The organism is Romboutsia timonensis, assembly GCF_900106845.1.
Classification (GTDB): Bacteria; Bacillota; Clostridia; order Peptostreptococcales; family Peptostreptococcaceae; genus Romboutsia; species Romboutsia timonensis.
Map to the genome: position 1 here is coordinate 982,146 of NZ_LT629850.1, position 18,711 is coordinate 1,000,856.

Below are 18,711 nucleotides of genomic sequence, written 5' to 3' on the forward strand. Positions count from 1 at the left end.
TTAATGAGTACTTTAGCGATGAATATTTAAGCAATATAAAATTTGATGATAAAGATTTAATAAAATATAGCTTATCTATACTTTTAAACTATATATTTAACACTCAAAAGCAAGTTACATCAAATATAAATAACATAAATATATACAACTCAAGTGAATATATGGTACTTGATATGTTTACAAGAGTTAACCTTGAACTTACAGGGACTATAAGAGGAAATAAGAAAAAAGGTTCACTTTTACATGTATTAGATAAAACATCTACTGCTATGGGGGGAAGACTTCTTAGAAAATATGTAGAAGAGCCATTAGTTAATAAAGCTAAAATAGATGAAAGATTAAATGTTATACAAGAAATTAAAGATGACTTTATGCTTCGTGAAGACTTAAATGAAATCTTAAAAAATGTATACGATATAGAAAGAATATGTGGAAAAATAGCCTTTGAAAAAGTAACAGCAAAGGAAATGATTCACCTTAAAAACTCTATAGAAAAATTACCTATATTAAAAGAGACTATAAATTCATCAAGTGCATCTATGCTTAAAGATTATATAAAATACTTAGATGATTTAAATGATTTATACAACCTTATTAATCAGTCTATACTTGAAGAACCATCAATAACATTAAAGGATGGTAATATAATAAAATCAGATTTTAATGAAGAATTAAAAGAGCTTCGTGACATCTCTAAAAACGGAGCATATATGATAAAAGAAATCGAAAATGAAGAAAGAGAAAAAACTGGTGTTAAATCCCTTAAAATAGGATTTAATAAAGTGTTTGGTTACTTTATCGAAATAACTAAAGCTAATTTAAATACTGCTAAAATTGATGAGTCTTATATAAGAAAGCAAACACTAAGTAATGCAGAACGATTTATAACTCCGAAGCTTAAGGAAATAGAAGATAAAATACTAAATGCTGAAGAAAAGATTAAGTCTTTAGAATATGAAATATTTGTAAATATAAGGAATGAAATATATAAAAATATAGATAGAATACAAAAAGTATCTAAAACTATAGCAAATATAGATGTATTTGTATCATTAGCTACTGTAGCTTATATAAACAATTATGTAAGACCTAATATAAATGAAGATGATAAATTAGATATAAAAAATGGTCGTCATCCAGTAGTTGAAAATATAGTGGGAGAAGAAAATTTCGTTCCGAATGACACTTATTTAAATACTGGTGAAAATATAATAAACATAATAACAGGACCAAACATGGCAGGTAAGTCAACATATATGAGACAAACTGCAGTAATTGCTTTAATGGCACATATTGGATCATTTGTACCAGCAGAATATGCAAATATACCAATACTTGATAGAATATTTACAAGAGTTGGGGCAAGTGATGACTTGTCTCAAGGACAATCAACATTTATGGTTGAAATGAGTGAAGTGTCTCATATACTTAAAAATGCTACAGATAAAAGTTTAGTAATACTTGATGAAATCGGAAGAGGGACAAGTACTTATGATGGTATAAGCTTAGCATGGTCGATAGTTGAGTATATTCAAAGTAAAATAAAATGTAAAACATTATTTGCAACACATTATCATGAATTAACTGACCTTGAAAATGAATTTAGCGAAGTTAAAAACTACTCTATAGCAGTTAAAGAAGATGATGATAATATAATATTCTTAAGAAAAATAATACCAACTGGAGCGGATAAGAGTTATGGTATATATGTTGCAAAACTTGCAAAGCTTCCAGATGAAGTTATAAATAGATCAAGAGAAATATTAAGTGATTTAGAAAAAAATCACATATACAATAGTGTAGCTATAAATAAAGATATTGATAGAGTTTTAGAAACTATAAATAATGCAGAAATTTCATCAAGCAATAATGATAAATTATATATTGAAAATATAAAAGAGTTAGAAAAAGAAATATTAACTTTAAAAGAAAATAGCTTTAAAGAAGAATTCGAAAGTTTAAAATTAGAACATGAATCTTTAGTTAAAAACTATGAAGATATTAAATCTAAAAATGATAAATTAACTATAGAAAATAAAGATTTATCTAAAAAAATTAAAGATAATGAAGCAAATTCACAAATAGCAGTAACTCAAATGAGTTTCGACACTATAGGTGATAACAATTTAAAGGATGAAATATTAAACTTAGACTTGCTTAATATGACTCCACTAGATGCAATAAATGCATTATATTCATTACAAAAGAAAGCTAAAAACAATTAAGAGTTGAAGAACCCTAAAATTAATTTTAAATTAGCGAAATATATTAAGCTAATACGTTAGAAAAAGGGGAGGACAATATGAATAGAATTAATATACTAGATGATTTAACTATAAATAAAATAGCTGCAGGAGAGGTCGTTGAAAGACCTTCTTCTGTAGTTAAAGAATTAATAGAAAACTCTATTGATGCAGGAAGTACTAAAGTAGTTATAGATATACAAGATGGTGGAAAAAAACTTATAAGAATAACTGACAATGGTTGTGGGATAGCATCTAGTGAAGTTGATAAATCATTTTTAAGACATGCTACAAGTAAGATTAAAAATATAGATGATTTATATGATTTATATTCTCTTGGATTTAGAGGAGAAGCATTAGCATCTATTAGTGCTGTATCAAAACTTGAAATGATAACTAAAATAAAGGATGAGCCTATAGGAACTAAAGTTATAGTTGAAGGTGGAAATATAGTATCTAAAGAGCCAGTAGGAACTCATAATGGTACAACTATTATAATAAAAGATATATTTTTTAATACACCAGCTCGTCAAAAGTTCTTAAAATCAACTCATGCTGAAACTATAAATATAAGTGATTTAATAAATAAACTTGCAATAGGAAATCCACATGTTCAATTTAAATATGTTAATAATAATAAATCTATGCTTACAACACCAGGAGATAACAAATTATTAAGTGTTATAAGAAGTATATATGGAAAAGAAATTTGTGAGAATTTAATAGAGATAAATCATGAGTGTAAATATTTTAAGATAAGTGGATATATAGGAAACAACAATATATATAGATCTAATAAAAATTTACAACATATATATATAAATAAAAGATTTGTAAAAAGCAAGATAGTTTTAGATGTTATAAGTGAAGCTTATAAAGGTATTATACCTATAAATAAACATTCAATATGTTTTATACAATTAACTATAAATCCTGCTAGTATAGATGTTAATATACATCCAACAAAGCTTGAAGTTAAATTTGAAAATGAAAAGGAAATGTATATTGAACTTAGAGATATACTAAGAAAAACTTTACTCTCAGTATCATTAATAGGAAAATATGAAACATATGATAAAAAAGAAGAAACTAAAAATATTTTAGTAAAAGAAAATAGCAATCAAAGTAAAAACATATATGAAAATAAAGAGTTTGAGGATATAAAAGTAATTGAGAAAAATTACGAAAGGCCAATAGATTCATTTATGTCATTTAATGATATTATAAAAAGTGAAAATAACACAGAAAAAGATAAAGAATATATATATGAGAAAAAATCAACAGCTAATATAAATGAATTAGATAATATAAAGATAATAAAAGAAGATTCTAGTTCTGAATATATAATAGAAGGTAATATTAGCTTAGAAAATTCTTTTTCTATTGAAGATATAGAAAAGTTAGATAAAGAATATCAAGAAAGCTTATATAATCAGGATAATGAGTATGAAGAAAATAATTTAAATTATAAGTCTAGTAGTGAATATATAAATAAAGATGAATATAGTAGTAAATTTACAAAAGAAATAGGAAAAATAGAGGACAATATTCAAGAACAATTTTTTGAAGAAACTCCATCTAATAAGTTTTCATTAGCAGGATATAATGTTATAGGAACAATATTTGATACCTATATAATATTGTCTAAAGGAAACTCTATGTATTTGCTTGATCAACATGCAGCCCATGAGAAAATACTTTATGAAAGATATATGGACAAGTTCTATAAATCTAGTATAAATATGCAGATGTTACTAGATCCAATAGTGCTTGAATTATCTAATATAGATATGTTACATGTTGAAAATAATTTAGATTTATTTATGAAATTTGGTTTTGAAATTGAATTATTTGGTAAAAATCATATAATGATAAGATGTGTACCAACTATATTCGGTGTTCCTGAATCTGAAAAATTTATACTACAAATAATAGATAATATAGAAGAAATAAAAAACAACTATGAGTTAAAAGGAGAAAAATTTGCATCTATGGCGTGTAGAGCAGCTATAAAAGCAAATGACAGAATTCAAAGTATGGAAATAAGAAGTTTACTTAATGAACTTGAAACTTGTGAAAATCCTTTTACATGCCCTCATGGTAGACCAACAATAGTAGAAATAACGAAAACGGAAATAGAAAAAATGTTCAAACGAATTATGTAGTTTAGAGAGGATTAATATGAAAAAAATTCCAATTATAATACTTACAGGACCAACAGCAGTTGGAAAAACTAACTTATCAATAGACCTTGCAAAAGAGCTAAATGCTGAAATTATATCTGCAGATTCAATGCAAATATATAAATATATGGATATAGGAAGTGCTAAGGTAACAATCGATGAAATGCAAGGAGTAAAACACTACTTAGTAGATGAAGTAACTCCAGATTATGTATTTTCAGTTTCTGAGTTTCAAAAAAGGGCAGATGATTATATACAAAAAATAAATGATGAAAATAAAAAAGTTTTAGTAACAGGAGGAACTGGACTTTATTTAAATTCATTAATTTATAATATGGATTTTGCAAAATCTGATGCAAATAATGAGCTTCGAGAAAAATTAAGAATAGAACTTGAAGAAAATGGAATAGACTATATGCATAATAAATTAAAAGAATTAGACCCTGAAGCTGCACAGAGAATCCATAAAAATAATACTAAAAGAGTTATAAGAGCTCTTGAAGTTTGTTTAAGTGGAGAAAAGATGAATGATTTTTCTAAGGACTTAAAGTTTAATGAAAAATATAATCCTATAATAATAGTTTTAAATAGAGAAAGAGAACATCTATACGAAAGAATAAATAAGCGTGTAGATATAATGATGGATAATGGTTTAATAAATGAAGTTAAAAACTTACTTAAAATGGGATATACAAAAGATATGATATCTATGCAGGGTATAGGATATAAAGAAATAATAAAATATTTAGATGGTGAGTATACATTAGATGAGGCTATAGACATAATAAAAAGAGACTCAAGAAGGTATGCAAAGCGTCAGTTAACTTGGTTTAGAAGATATGACGATGCTAAGTGGTTTAACTTAGATGAATATAGTGACAGTCAAGTACTTAAAAATGATATAATTATGCATATTGAAAAAATGCTATAAATTATATAAAATATAATAAAAGGAATGGTAAATTTTACTACTTCAATTAAATTATCGGGAGGATATATACAAATGAAAAATACAGCTATAAATTTACAGGATTTATTTTTAAATAATGCTAGAAAAGAAAGAATACCTGTTACAATATATTTAATGAATGGGGTTAAAGTAAATGGGCAAGTAAAAGGGTTCGATAGTTATATAATAATGTTAGAAGACGAAAAAAGACAACAAAATATGATATATAAACATGCAGTATCAACTATACAACCATCTAGACATATAAATATGCAAAATAATAATCAACAAAATAATGGATTTAATAAATAGATAATAAGATGAACCAAATAAAATTTGGTTCATTTTTTACGTATAAAGAAATTATATCATGAAAAATTTAGATAACTAATGAATATAAGTAATATCAATGACTTTATAAGCGTAAAAAATGCATAGATAATAAATATATTGATTTTTGAGTAATAAGAGATATATGATATAATGTATATACAATATTTTAATTATAAGATTCAAGCTTTAATAGATAAATAATAAGGAGATTGAAATGAATAGATTAGATGAAAAGATAAGTATAATCGACAGTATATCATATGATGGTGTAGATTTTGAAATAATAGCATACAATAATCTAGAAGGAGCTCAAAATGTAGAAACAGCTATGGGTCTATTTTTTGCGAGTCAAGCTGGATTAAAAATGAAGCAAGTAAGAATAAAGTTAAATAATAGTGCAGTAAAAACTGAAGCAGGAGCACTTTATTACTATAAAGGAAATATACAATCTAAAAGTAATATTGGTGGTGTAGGAGGTCTTTTTAAAAAGGCTGTTTCAGGAAGTATAACAAATGAAAGTGCTATAAAGCCTACTTATAGTGGAAGTGGAGAGATTCTTTTAGAACCATCATATAAACATTATATAATAATGGAATTAAATGATGAAAGTATAATCGTTGATAAAGGAATGTTTTATTGTTGTTCAGAGGATATAACTGTTAAAGGGGTTATGCAAAAAAATATTTCATCAACATTACTTGGAGGAGAAGGATTATTCCAAATAGAATTAACTGGTTCAGGGGTAGTTATACTTGAATGTAGTGTACCAAAGTCAGAAATAGTAGAATGTGAAATAAGTAAAGGTGAAGAATTAAAGGTCGATGGAAACTTTGCTATAGCTAGAACTAAAGGTGTAAACTTTAGCGTTACAAAATCAGATAAAAGTCTATTTGGTTCAGCTATAAATGGTGAAGGATTCTTAAATACATTTAGTGGTGAAGGTAAAATTTGGATAGCCCCTACTCAAGCTATGTATGAAAAGATGAGATATGGCCTTCCAACTAATAATAATTCTATGAATAACCCAACACCTCGTCAAAGAGGCTAATATTAAATGCCCTATAGGATAGATTATTATTATCTAGACTATAGGGCATTTACATTAAACATTTATATTAGAAAAACCTTCGCCTAAGGTCTCGTGAACATCAGATACTATAATAAAAGCATAGGGATCAATAGATTTAATAATTTTTTTTAAAGTTACAACTTGACGTTTTGAAACAACTACTAATAGAATATCTTTTTCATTTTTAGTATAACCACCTTCACCTTTTAAAATAGTTACACCTCTTTCAAGTCTCTCCATTATAGAATAAGTAATTTCATCAGATTTATTAGATATAATAGTAAATGATCTTGAATAATTAAATCCATCAACTATAAAATCAGTAACTTTAACTGTAAGAAATAAAGCCAATCCAGAGTAAAGTGCTATTTCAATCTCCTTAGATACTATACCTGATAAGAAAATAACTATAAAGTCAGCTATCCCCATTAATACTGCAATACTTATAGACGGTAAAAATTTATTAACTAAAAGTCCAATTAAGTCTGTTCCTCCAGTAGTACCATTGATTCTAAATATAATTCCAAGCCCTATTCCATTTAATACAGATCCTACAATACATGCAAGTAATGGGTCATTTGTAGCATTTATATTACTTAGTTTTGATGTAAAATTTAGACATAAAGTAAGTAAGAGAACTCCAAGTAAAGTTTTTATGATTTCTTCTTTAGATAATATTTTGTAAGCAATTATAAAAAGAGGAATATTAAAACATAAGTTAAGTACCCATAAAGGAACACCGCTAATTGAATTTATAACAATTGATAAACCAGTTATACCACCAGGTGCTATTAAGTGAGGTTCAAAAAAGACACTTAGGGAAAGTGACATAAAAAAGCAACCTATAGATAAAAATAATAATTCTTGCAAGAATTTGATGTTTCTGCTAAACATAAAAATCTCACCCCCTATAATAAATTTTATATAAATAGAATTTTATTGTATGTACTTACATTATAATAATATATGCGTTAATATTTAAAATAATGAACATTTGAAAAAATAATAATAAAATGATTTACAGATATATAGAATAAAAGTTAGATAAATTATTGAGCAGGTATTAAAATATTATTAATAAATAAAAGGATATGGATAACTTATAGAATATAGTTAGCTTATATATATTTTACAAAATCAAAATATATATAAGTTATTTATTTTTAGTTTATATTATATATTGGAATAGTGAGAAACTATTTTTAATAGTATGAATAGGAATATAATTTAATAATTATATAAGGGGGCATATAATTGGTTAAGAAATTAAGTTCAATGCTAGTATTAGCTTTAACAACAGGAGTATTGTCGGTAGGATGTACACAAAATGGTAATGTAAAAGAAAATACAATAACATCTGCACAACTTCTATCTAACATTAATTCAAGAAAAGCAATAGCTATGTCAATAGACAGAGAAGAGTTTACTAAAATAATTTTAAATGATGGATCTATTGGATCATCAAATTTTGTACCAACAAACTTAGCTTATAATAAAGATGGTAATGATTATAGAGATTTAGTGGGAGACCAAGGTATTAATTATGATTTAGAAAAGGCAAAAGAATATTGGCAAAAATCTAAAGAAGAGTTAGATTTTGATAATGTAACTATAGAAATATTAACTAATGATGTTGAAATGAATAAAAGGATAAGTGAATATCTTCAAAATGCTCTAGAAAGTAATTTAGATGGATTAACTGTTAAATTAAAACAAGTACCTCAAAAACAAAAAAGTCAATTAAGCTCAGAGGGAGAATATAACCTTCAAATTTGCAAATGGGGAGCTGATTATCCTGATCCATTAACATTTTTAGATACATATACGCCAGAAGGTGTATTTGCAAATAATACAAATTATGATAATAAAATTTTCAATGAAGAATTAAATAAAGCTAAGCAATGTACTGATATAGATGAAGCATTTAGTTATTATGCTAAAGCTGAAAAGGCATTACTTGATGATGCGGTATGTATACCTTTATATCAAGAAAGTCTAGCATATTTACAAAGAGAAGAAATATCAAATCTTATATATAATAATTATGGTGCTAGAACTACTTATAAATGGGCTAAGATAAAAGATAAAGAAATATTAAATGTGGCAGTTCAAACTGATATACAAGCTTTAGATAGTAGTAAAGTTGAAGATACTGTTGCATTTGATGTTATAAATGCAACTATGGAAGGATTAGTAAGAGTTGATGAAAATGATAAGGTAGTTCCAGGTATGGCTAAGGATTGGAGTGTATCCGAAGATGGATTAGTATGGACATTTAATCTAAGAAAAGATCAAAATTGGTCTAATGGAGATCCTGTAACAGCAAATGACTTTGAATTTGCAATAAAAAGAACATTAAATCCAGAAACAGCATCTGAATATGCATTTATTATGTATGATATAAAGGGTGCTAAAGAATTTAACAAGTCTGAAAGTACAGATGCCTCTACTGTAGGAGTTAAAGCATTAGATGATTATACATTAGAAATAACTTTAAATAAACCTATAAATTACTTTGATAAACTAGTATCATTCCCTGTATTTTTCCCTCAAAATGAAGAGTTTGTAACAAAGATGGGAGAAAGCTATGGAACTTCAAAGGATACAACTTTATATAATGGCCCTTTTGTATTAACAAAGTGGAAAACAGAAGATCAATTTACTATGGAAAAAAATCCAAACTATTGGGATAAGAAAGAGGTTAATTTATCAACTATAAACGCTAAAGTTGTAAAAGATGTTCAAGCGGGTGTTAGTTTATTTGAAGCAGGAGAAATAGATATAGTTCAGATTAATTCAGAGTACGTTGATAAATTTAAGGACTCAAAAGATTTTAAACTATTCCCTAATGCAGCAACAATATTTTTAACTACTAATCAAGATAGAAAATAGATTTTTAAAATATTGACAAAAGTAGTTTTTATGATAAATAAATTTATAATATAAATAAAATATATATGATAATAAAAAGCTGATCCTTAAATAGATCAGCTTTTTTATTATCTAGATACAAAAGTTTCACAACTTGTATCGTGTGCATTTATTTGAACACTGTCAGCAACGCAATTCTTATCTTCATTATAAGTACAGTTAACAGCATCACATTTTATTTGTTCAGGTTTAGTACAACTGCAATTAGCACAATTTGTAAAATAAGTATTATCTTGGTCTACGAAAGAAGAGCAGTAAGTATTAGAAGTTGTATTAGCATTATGACCACCTACATTTATACCACCAGCATAACATAATCCCGAGTTATTATGTCCACAATTAGTTGCAGAACAGTTTAAATTTCCATTTGACATTTTATGTACCTCCTATTTATTTATTTATTTATATAATCTATTATCTGATAAATTAAAAAAAATATAATAGGAAGATAAATCATAGTTAAGGAAAATTATAGTATGAATATTACTTAAATTTAATAGATAATAAGTGTATTTTAATAAAATAATAAATTGAAATTTTATAATAAAGTTATTAATAAGGTATTACTTAAAGTGAAAAATAATATAATTTAATAGACGTATGAAAAATATTGTTATATTATATATATAACAAATAAAACAGAAAAGGGGGATTGATTATGAAAAAAGTTAATATTTTTCTGAGTATAACTTTTGTAGCTACATGGAGTATAGCCTTTTGGTTAATGGGAAATGGTGGATATCAAAATCCACTGGCTCAGATAGTACTTATGGTATGTATGATAATTCCAGCAATATCAGCAATTTTAACTAGCTTTATAACTAAGGAAAATATTAAAGATTTATGGATAAAACCAAACTTTAAAAATAATAAAAAATTTTATTTAATAGCTTGGTTTTTACCTGCAATACTTATTGTATTAGGAGCAGGAGTGTATTATTTAGTGTTTCCATCTCATTTTGATTTAAGTATGTCAACATTTATAAAATTAACACAAGATCAAATGGTAGCTATGGGTCAGGTAGCACCATCAGTAGAAGAATTAAGATCATTGCTTATAATGCAAATGATAATAGCAGTTTTACTTGCACCTATATTAAATTTTATAGCTTGTCTAGGAGAAGAATTGGGATGGAGAGGATTTTTACTTCCAACGCTTAATGAAAAATATTCATATTTAAAATCTACTATTAAAAGTGGTGTTATATGGGGGATATGGCATGCGCCTATGATAGCTATGGGACATAATTATGGATTAGGTTATTTTGGTGCACCTTGGGGAGGAATACTTGCAATGATAGTATTTTGTGTAGTTGTATCTGCCTTTTTATCATATATGACATTTAAGACTAAAAGTTGTATACCAGCGGTGCTTTCACATGGTATGATAAATGGGTTTGCAAGTTTTTCAACTGTATTTATAGCAGTACCTAGAGTTAATCCATTTATAGGACCAAGTCCAGTAGGGATTTTAGGTGGAGTTGGATTTATAGTAGTAGGAATTATTTGTTTAATTAAAATAAATAAGATGGATAAAGAAATGGAGGAAATATCTATATAGATATTTCCTTATTTATTTAAAAAGTTTACTTTTATAATAGAGACTATATACTAAAAATATTAACCAGTAAAACAAAATTAAATTTTAGCTATTAAAGTTAGTTAAATTTACAATATATGGTATATTATAAATATATAATTATAAAAATTTCGCTTAACTAATTTTGCCAACGATATATCCTTGCTCAAAAATGATATATAGAAAATATGATAAACTTGTAAAATTTATAAATAAATGATATATTTTAGATAAAAATAAAATAAAAGAGGGATACTATGTATTTACCAAGTAAAATCACAAATATATTATCTAAAATAACTAAATCATATACAGTTAAATATACAAATGGTAAAATAGAATCAGTATTTATAAGTGAAAAAGATGTAACAATACAAGCATCAAATAAGGGATACTGTATTTACTTAAAAGGTGGTCCTATATATTTAAATGATTTAAAGTCAATAGAGCCTCTTTTAGTAAAAATGAATGTTTTAAACAATAATGATAAAATTAAAAATAACAAGTCTATAAAAGATGAATTAATAGATATTTTTTCGAAAAATAAAGATACTTTTTCTGTAGAATATAATGGAGCACGTATAGTATCTTTAAATCTAGAAAATCCTAAATTGGTTATAAGTAAAACTAGTGTGGGATATTCATTAAATGTAAATAATGAAAACATATCTATAAATAATGTGGTATCATTAAAAAAACTTTTAACAAGAATGAATGTTATAAAGCCATTAAAGAAAAAAAATATTAAAAAAGATGTTTATGATTGTGGATTTGAACAACTTATGTTGGATATATAGACAGATTGCCTTTAAAAGGGCTGAACTTATATAAAGTTCAGCCTTTTTTAGTTTAATTTTAATATTATAAATTATAAATGATTAAAAAGTACTTGATAATATATAAAGATATAAGTATATTAAATATAAAACTAAAAGGAGAAAAATGTATAATTATGAATAATAATAAAACTTTAAATAAATCATTTTGTATAACTGCATTAATAATAGTACTTTTAATTGGAGTATACATATTTGTAAATCCAGTAAATGAAGTTATAAATAACATGGTATCATACTTAACTAAATTAGATTTAGAAGGACTTAAGAAATATATATTATCATTTGGTATGTGGGCACCAGTAATATCATTTTTGCTTATGATATTACAATCAGTAGCAGCACCGCTTCCAGCTTTTATAATAACTTTTGCTAATGCGGCTTTGTTTGGATGGGTAAATGGAGCAATACTTTCATGGACAAGTGCTATGGTGGGAGCAGCATTATGTTTTTATATAGCTAGGTTTTTAGGAAGAGATACAGTTGAAAGACTTACAAGTAAACTTGCTTTAAAAAATATAGATGAGTTTTTAGGAAAATATGGCAAGCATACTATATTGATAGCCAGATTACTTCCATTTATATCTTTTGATTTAGTAAGTTATGGTGCAGGGCTTACTTCAATGAAGTTTATACCTTTCTTTATTGCAACAGGTATAGGACAGCTTCCAGCTACAATAGTTTATTCATATGTAGGTGGAATGCTTACAGGTGGAGCAAAGCTTATGATGATAGGAATTATGACTTTATTTGCAATAAGTGTACTTGTACATCTTTTAAAGCAAATATATAATGAGAAAAAAAGTAAAATTTAAAGTTATACTAATTAGTAGATGGCTTTTCTAAATATAGAATAGCCCTTTGCATTTTAGATTAGTAAAGTTAATTTTTTATAGGAGGATAAATGATTAAAATAATAAATTTAAATGAAAAAACTCTAGAAGAGATAAAAATAAATGAAAATAATTGTATAAACTGCAAAAAATGCTATAATTCATGTCCGATGATGAGTAAATACTCTTCATCGCCAAAAGAACTTATGAAAAAAATAATAACAGATAAAGGTGTAGATAAAAATATACCTTATTCTTGTTCTTCTTGCGAAGTATGCAACTTAAAATGTCCTAAAGATATAAAAATAAAAGAAATGTTTTATGATATGAGAAAAGATATTTTTAATAATGATAAAAAAAATATAAATGATATTGGATATAATAGTGTAAAATTTCATCAGATTAATAGTTTTTCGCCTGTATTTTCAAAGTCTTTTTCAAATAAAAGTACTAAGAAATTATTCTTTCCAGGATGCAGTTTATCAAGTTATAGCCCGGAAATAGTTTTAAAAGCATATGAGTATTTAAAGAAAAACATAGATGATTTATCAATAGCATTTAAATGCTGCGGTAAACCAACCTTATCAATGGGAGATGTGGATAAATTTAAAATATATTATTCTCAGGTAGAAAATTTATTTTTAGAAAATAAAATTGAAGAAGTTATAGTAGCATGTCCAAATTGTTTTAACACCATAAAAAAATATAGCAAATCAGTTAAAGTAAAAACTATATGGGAAGTTATAAATGAAAATTCAATTCCTAAAAATTTAATAAATCATTATAATGATTTAGATATTAAATTTAGTTTACATGATCCATGTCCTATAAGATATGAACCAAAAATTCATGATAGTGTTAGATTGATATTAAAATCTTTGGGGATTAAAATAGTAGAATTTGATAAAAGTAGAGAAAATACAGAGTGTTGTGGATCTGGAGGTATGCTTAGAGTAACAAATCCTAAACTAGCTTTAGAGCAAACTAATAAAAGAGCTAGTGAAGCTAAAACTGATACAGTTATATCTTATTGTGAATCTTGTTGTGAAGCTATGATGATTGCAAATAAAAATACTCTTCATATATTAGATTTTATGTTCAATGATAATGTTATAAATAAAAGTAAATTTACTCAAGATAAAATATCTACCATAAAAAAATGGAAAAATAGATATAAATCTATAAAGTTAATTAACTCGTTGTGCTAGTTAATTTTTACAATAATAAAACTCCAACAAATATAGCACCCTAAGATTAGTAGCATTAATCTAAAGGAGGGTTACTATAATGTTGGAGCTTAATAATTATTATATCCAAGAAATTGAAAATTTAACTGATTTATTTACTATAATTTATACAATAGTTGATGATGTGTACAACGATATTATTCCTATAAGCATTAGAAATAGACGTAATATTAAGGAGTGTAAGCTTTCAGATAGTGAAATAATCACTATAAGTATAGTTGGAGAACTTCTGACTATTGACTCAGAAAAAGCATTCTTTAGTTTATTGAGCAGAGAATATATAAAACTATTTCCTAAATTAGGAGATAGAACTAGATTTAATAGAACTAAACGAAATCTACATGCTGTAATTAAAGAAATACGAGAATATATTTCAGAATATATTCAAGCGTATTCTAATAATATAAGAATTATAGACAGCATGCCTATTCCTGTATGTGAGTTTGGTAGAGCTCATTTTAGCAAGTGCTTTAAAGGCGAAGCCTCTTATGGTAGATGTCCATCAAAGAAACAAACATATTTTGGATTTAAGTTTCATGCACTTACTACAGTAGACGGTTTCTTAACTGACTATGTTATAACTCCAGCCAACATAGATGATAGAAATACAGTGTGGGATTTATGTGATAAATATAATTCTATTTCTATTATAGGTGATAAAGGATATGTCAATAAAAGGCTAACGCCTGAGTTAAAAGGTGAAAGAGATATAAATTTATTATTCTTAAAAAGAGGTAATAGCAAAGATAACTATCCAAAAGAAATAAGACAACTAATATTTAAAATCAGAAGAAGGATAGAAACCAGCTTTTCTCAATTAACAGAGCAATTAAATTTAAATAAAGTTAAAAGTAAATCAATGCTAGGATTTATAACTAGAACTTCGATAAAAGTTTTAGCTCATAATATTTCATTTTTAATAAATAAACTTATGGGAAATTATGATTCTATAGCTAAAATAAAAAGGTTAGTATTTGGTTAAAATTTACAAATACCAACCTATAATAAGGTATTATTTTTTGCGAAAAGCAATTTACTTTATTTGGAAAAATTTTAACTAGCACAATAGATTAATTAAAAATTAATAATAAGATTTTAATTCAAAAATATGGTAATATAATATTTTAGAAGAAGAGGTGATATTTTGACAAAAAAATACAAAACAGCATATAAGGTAATAATATCTATAGCTATATTGATGCTTATATCAATTGTTGTATATAAGGTTTATAAAATGAATTTAGGAGTAGACGATATAAAAAATTATGTTGAGTCTTTTGGAAAGTTGGGACCAATAATATATATAATAATGTTCTCTCTAGTTCCCCTTACGCTTTTTCCAGATTCAATACTTGCAATATCAAGTGGTCTGATATTTGGATTAGTAAATGGATATATTTATACTGCAATTGGAGCTTTAATAGGAGGAACAATATCATTTTATATATCTAGAAAGCTAGGAAGAAATGTAGTAAAAAAACTTACCAAAGAAAAACTAGATAAGGTAGAAAATATGATAAATGAAAGAGGATTCTTTATAGTACTTATGCTAAGGCTGATTCCTTTATTTCCATTTGATGTAATTAGCTATGGTTCGGGCTTAACAAGTATAAGATATAAAGATTTCTTACTTGCAACTTTCTTTGGAACAATACCGGGAATATTTGTATTTGTAAATATTGGAGCACAATCGGTTAATATAGGAAGCAAAAGTTTTTATCTATCAATAGCAGCTTTAATATTACTTTTAGTAGTATCCATAATATTAAAAAATAGATTTATTAGCAAAAACTTAGAGAATAATAAATAAAATTAGGAGGTAAAATGTTAGATACACATGCAAGAAAATATGTAAATCCAATAATTGAATTAGGAGCTGAGTTTCTTTTAAAATTAAAATTAACTCCTAATAATGTAACCATATTAGCTTTATTACTAGGGGTATCAACTTCTATATTTTTATATTTTGATATGCAGATAATTGCAGTTACTCTACTTTGGGTATCAGGATACTTAGATGCAGTAGATGGAGCTATGGCAAGAAGAAGTAATAGTTCATCATCCTTTGGAACACTTCTAGATATTGTTTCAGATAGAATTGTAGAAGTAAGCATAGTGTTAGTACTAGGGCTTAAATTTGTAGATGTAAGATATAATCTTATAGTATTAACTGTATGTATACTTATGTCTATGACTATATTTTTAACAGTTGGAGCACTAAGTGAAAAAAAAGGAGTTAAATCATTTTATTATCAAGCAGGAGTGGCAGAAAGAAGTGAAGGATTTATATTTTTTTCACTTATGATTTTAATTCCAAGCTATTTAGGAATAATAACTAATATATTTTCAATACTAATAATAATAACTGCAATTCAAAGATTTTTGGAGGCAAAAAGATTACTGGATTAATAAATAATAAGGAGATATAAGTATGAAGAAAAAAATTTACATAGTACTATTATGTATGATGATGATTTTATCTTTAGTGGGATGTTCAAAATCTCAAAAATCAAATGATGCAAATAGTAATACAAATATACTAGATACTAGTTATGATGAAATTTTAAAAAGTGCAAAAGGAACTACAGTAAATTTTTATGGATATGGTGGTAATGAAGTTATGAATAAGTGGTTTGACACTTACGTAATACCACAAATGAAAGAAAAATATGATATAAAAGTAAAAAGAGTAGGAATGAATATTGATGATATAATGAATAAATTATTATCAGAAAAGCAAGCTAAAAGTAAAGATGGAGTAATGGACGTAGTTTGGATAAATGGTGAAAATTTTAAAACTGCAAAAGAGAATAATCTATTACTTGGATCATTCACAGAAAAACTTCCTAACTTTAATGATTGCATAGACAAAAATTCAGAAACTATAAACACTGATTTTGGAACTCCTGTAGATGGGTTAGAAGCACCATGGGGTAAGGCAGAGTTTGTAGTAATTAAAGATACTGGTAAAGTACCTCAAAATATAGAAGATACTGAAACATTAAAAGAAGCAATAATTAAAAATCCAGGTAAATTTACATATCCTGCTTTACCTGATTTTGAAGGAAGTGCATTTGTAAGAAATGTAATATACGACATAGTAGGATATGAAAACTTAATTAACTTACCTGAAAATGAAGATGAAGTTAGAAAAGTTATACAACCAGCTATGGATTATTTAAATGAAATTAAACCATATTTATGGAATAAGGGAGAAACATATCCTGCTACCATAGCACAATTAGATAATATGTATTCAGATGGTGAGGTTTACTTTACCATGACTTATTCACCAAATACTGTTAAAGGAAAAATTGATAGCAATGAATATAGTAAGGATACAGAAATAATAGCATTTGATAAAGGAAATATAAGTAATACTCACTTTTTAACAATACCTGAAAATGCACCTAACAAAGAAGGAGCTATGGTACTTATAAACTTTTTAATGAGTATAGATGCTCAGGCTTCAAAAACTGATACTGCTAATTGGGGCGATATGACTGTACTAGATATGGATAAGGTTCCTAACGAAGAAAAGTCTAAATTTAGCGAAACTGCAGAATTTGGAAAGACATTACCAGAGTTAAATGCTGGATTAGTACCTATAATAGAGAAGATATGGACTGAAGAGGTTTTACAAAATGGAAAGTAAACTAAAACCATATATATTACTAGCACCTGTCGCTATTATATTAATAAGTATAATGGGATTTGGAATAGCTAACTGTGTAATGCAAAGTTTAGAATATATGCCATATATAGGTGCAGAAAATATTAGTTTTAGATTTTATAAAGAAGTTATAAGAGATTCTGTATTTTTAGAATCTCTTATATTTAGTTTAAAAACGTCATTTATATCATCTACAGTAGCAGTTTTTATAGGAGTGATATTAGCATATTTTTTATCACAAGAGAAATTATCTAAAATAAAAGAATCACTATTAAACTTACCTGTTATAATTCCACATATAGTTGTAGTAATGTTGATGATAACTATATTTTCTCAATCAGGAATAATTTCAAGAATATTATATTTATTAAATATTATAAGTGATTCATCTCAATTCATGTCTTTAGTTTCTGATAAAAATGGAGTAGGAGTAATATTGGTATATTTATGGAAAGGAATCCCATTCACTATTATAACAGCTTATAATATTTTGAAAAATATAAGTAATAATTTAGAAAAAGTAGCGATAAATTTAGGAGCTAGTAAGTTACAATGCTTTAGATATATAATATTGCCATTAGCTTCACCAACAATAATATCTTCATTTATAATTTTATTTGCTTTTTCTTTTGGTTCATTTGAAGTCCCATTTTTGATAGGGCCAACAACACCTAAAGTACTTTCTGTTAGTGCATATACAAGTTATATAAGCTCTGACTTATCTCAAAGGTCATATGCTATGGTTATAAATGTTATATTATCTAGTTTAAGTTTTATACTTCTTATTGTGTATAATAAAATTCTAGAAAAGATAAATAAATATAAAATTTAGGAG

General features: G+C 25.9%; 17 protein-coding genes. 15 read left to right on the forward strand and 2 right to left on the reverse strand.

Going from position 1 to position 18,711, the window contains the following annotated elements; all coding sequences use genetic code 11:
* The 5 genes from mutS to BN7997_RS07230 form a co-directional block, all read left to right on the forward strand.
* Window positions 1–2,225 (forward strand): DNA mismatch repair protein MutS (mutS, locus tag BN7997_RS07210; protein ID WP_071120155.1); only part of this gene is annotated, 2,225 nt, incomplete at its 5' end.
* A gap of 77 nt (window positions 2,226–2,302) precedes the next feature.
* Entirely contained in the window at window positions 2,303–4,408 is a 2,106-nt protein-coding gene (gene mutL / locus BN7997_RS07215) for a DNA mismatch repair endonuclease MutL (RefSeq protein WP_071120156.1), read from the forward strand.
* A 16-nt stretch (window positions 4,409–4,424) separates the two neighbouring features.
* On the forward strand, window positions 4,425–5,357 hold the full coding sequence (miaA, locus tag BN7997_RS07220; RefSeq protein WP_071120157.1) for a tRNA (adenosine(37)-N6)-dimethylallyltransferase MiaA: 933 nt from the start codon (window positions 4,425–4,427) through the stop codon (window positions 5,355–5,357).
* Window positions 5,358–5,429: 72 nt separating this feature from the next.
* The gene (gene hfq / locus BN7997_RS07225; RefSeq protein WP_071120158.1) at window positions 5,430–5,687 is read left to right on the forward strand and encodes an RNA chaperone Hfq; all 258 of its coding nucleotides are present in this window, start codon (window positions 5,430–5,432) and stop codon (window positions 5,685–5,687) included.
* 235 nt (window positions 5,688–5,922) lie between these two features.
* Window positions 5,923–6,756 (forward strand): AIM24 family protein, encoded by an 834-nt coding sequence (locus BN7997_RS07230; RefSeq protein ID WP_071120159.1) that lies wholly within the window; start codon window positions 5,923–5,925, stop codon window positions 6,754–6,756.
* Between the two features lie 54 nt (window positions 6,757–6,810).
* Here BN7997_RS07230 and BN7997_RS07235 read toward each other — a convergent pair whose 3' ends face one another.
* Window positions 6,811–7,671: a YitT family protein gene (locus tag BN7997_RS07235; protein ID WP_071120160.1), complete on the reverse strand. Its 861-nt coding sequence runs from the start codon at window positions 7,669–7,671 to the stop codon at window positions 6,811–6,813.
* A 360-nt stretch (window positions 7,672–8,031) separates the two neighbouring features.
* Between BN7997_RS07235 and BN7997_RS07240 the strand changes: the two genes are divergently transcribed.
* A complete protein-coding gene (locus tag BN7997_RS07240) occupies window positions 8,032–9,669 on the forward strand; it encodes an ABC transporter substrate-binding protein (protein ID WP_071120161.1) in 1,638 nt (545 codons plus the stop codon).
* A gap of 107 nt (window positions 9,670–9,776) precedes the next feature.
* On the opposite strand, the gene BN7997_RS07245 is transcribed toward BN7997_RS07240, so the two are convergent.
* The gene (locus BN7997_RS07245) at window positions 9,777–10,082 is read right to left on the reverse strand and encodes a DUF1540 domain-containing protein (RefSeq protein WP_071120162.1); all 306 of its coding nucleotides are present in this window, start codon (window positions 10,080–10,082) and stop codon (window positions 9,777–9,779) included.
* 284 nt (window positions 10,083–10,366) lie between these two features.
* On the opposite strand from BN7997_RS07245, the gene BN7997_RS07250 reads away from it, so the two are divergent.
* The 9 genes from BN7997_RS07250 (at window position 10,367) to BN7997_RS07290 (ending at window position 18,708) form a co-directional block, all read left to right on the forward strand.
* The gene (locus BN7997_RS07250; RefSeq protein WP_071120163.1) at window positions 10,367–11,269 is read left to right on the forward strand and encodes a CPBP family intramembrane glutamic endopeptidase; all 903 of its coding nucleotides are present in this window, start codon (window positions 10,367–10,369) and stop codon (window positions 11,267–11,269) included.
* Between the two features lie 275 nt (window positions 11,270–11,544).
* Complete coding sequence (locus tag BN7997_RS07255) at window positions 11,545–12,084, forward strand: hypothetical protein (RefSeq protein WP_071120164.1); 540 nt, start codon at window positions 11,545–11,547, stop codon at window positions 12,082–12,084.
* A 155-nt stretch (window positions 12,085–12,239) separates the two neighbouring features.
* Entirely contained in the window at window positions 12,240–12,938 is a 699-nt protein-coding gene (locus tag BN7997_RS07260) for a TVP38/TMEM64 family protein (RefSeq protein WP_071120165.1), read from the forward strand.
* Window positions 12,939–13,027: 89 nt separating this feature from the next.
* On the forward strand, window positions 13,028–14,164 hold the full coding sequence (locus BN7997_RS07265) for a (Fe-S)-binding protein (RefSeq protein ID WP_071120166.1): 1,137 nt from the start codon (window positions 13,028–13,030) through the stop codon (window positions 14,162–14,164).
* Between the two features lie 79 nt (window positions 14,165–14,243).
* Window positions 14,244–15,185: an IS982 family transposase gene (locus tag BN7997_RS07270; RefSeq protein ID WP_071119283.1), complete on the forward strand. Its 942-nt coding sequence runs from the start codon at window positions 14,244–14,246 to the stop codon at window positions 15,183–15,185.
* Window positions 15,186–15,347: 162 nt separating this feature from the next.
* Complete coding sequence (locus BN7997_RS07275) at window positions 15,348–16,013, forward strand: TVP38/TMEM64 family protein (protein WP_242873397.1); 666 nt, start codon at window positions 15,348–15,350, stop codon at window positions 16,011–16,013.
* Between the two features lie 14 nt (window positions 16,014–16,027).
* On the forward strand, window positions 16,028–16,612 hold the full coding sequence (locus BN7997_RS07280; RefSeq protein ID WP_071120167.1) for a CDP-alcohol phosphatidyltransferase family protein: 585 nt from the start codon (window positions 16,028–16,030) through the stop codon (window positions 16,610–16,612).
* A 22-nt stretch (window positions 16,613–16,634) separates the two neighbouring features.
* On the forward strand, window positions 16,635–17,858 hold the full coding sequence (locus BN7997_RS07285; RefSeq protein ID WP_071120168.1) for an ABC transporter substrate-binding protein: 1,224 nt from the start codon (window positions 16,635–16,637) through the stop codon (window positions 17,856–17,858).
* A complete protein-coding gene (locus tag BN7997_RS07290) occupies window positions 17,848–18,708 on the forward strand; it encodes an ABC transporter permease (protein WP_071120169.1) in 861 nt (286 codons plus the stop codon). The genes BN7997_RS07285 and BN7997_RS07290 overlap by 11 nt, the downstream gene beginning before the upstream one ends.
* Window positions 18,709–18,711: the final 3 nt, after the last annotated feature.

What these genes read in the sequence shown, in the direction of transcription:
- mutL (WP_071120156.1), top strand. Translation starts at nt 2,303, where the DNA reads ATGAATAGAATTAATATACTAGATGATTTAACTATAAATAAAATAGCT.
- BN7997_RS07235 (WP_071120160.1), bottom strand. Translation starts at nt 7,671, where the DNA reads ATGTTTAGCAGAAACATCAAATTCTTGCAAGAATTATTATTTTTATCT.
- BN7997_RS07245 (WP_071120162.1), bottom strand. Translation starts at nt 10,082, where the DNA reads ATGTCAAATGGAAATTTAAACTGTTCTGCAACTAATTGTGGACATAAT.
- BN7997_RS07270 (WP_071119283.1), top strand. Translation starts at nt 14,244, where the DNA reads ATGTTGGAGCTTAATAATTATTATATCCAAGAAATTGAAAATTTAACT.
- BN7997_RS07280 (WP_071120167.1), top strand. Translation starts at nt 16,028, where the DNA reads ATGTTAGATACACATGCAAGAAAATATGTAAATCCAATAATTGAATTA.
- hfq (WP_071120158.1), top strand. Translation starts at nt 5,430, where the DNA reads ATGAAAAATACAGCTATAAATTTACAGGATTTATTTTTAAATAATGCT.
- BN7997_RS07255 (WP_071120164.1), top strand. Translation starts at nt 11,545, where the DNA reads ATGTATTTACCAAGTAAAATCACAAATATATTATCTAAAATAACTAAA.
- BN7997_RS07230 (WP_071120159.1), top strand. Translation starts at nt 5,923, where the DNA reads ATGAATAGATTAGATGAAAAGATAAGTATAATCGACAGTATATCATAT.
- miaA (WP_071120157.1), top strand. Translation starts at nt 4,425, where the DNA reads ATGAAAAAAATTCCAATTATAATACTTACAGGACCAACAGCAGTTGGA.
- BN7997_RS07260 (WP_071120165.1), top strand. Translation starts at nt 12,240, where the DNA reads ATGAATAATAATAAAACTTTAAATAAATCATTTTGTATAACTGCATTA.
- BN7997_RS07285 (WP_071120168.1), top strand. Translation starts at nt 16,635, where the DNA reads ATGAAGAAAAAAATTTACATAGTACTATTATGTATGATGATGATTTTA.
- BN7997_RS07265 (WP_071120166.1), top strand. Translation starts at nt 13,028, where the DNA reads ATGATTAAAATAATAAATTTAAATGAAAAAACTCTAGAAGAGATAAAA.
- BN7997_RS07290 (WP_071120169.1), top strand. Translation starts at nt 17,848, where the DNA reads ATGGAAAGTAAACTAAAACCATATATATTACTAGCACCTGTCGCTATT.
- BN7997_RS07250 (WP_071120163.1), top strand. Translation starts at nt 10,367, where the DNA reads ATGAAAAAAGTTAATATTTTTCTGAGTATAACTTTTGTAGCTACATGG.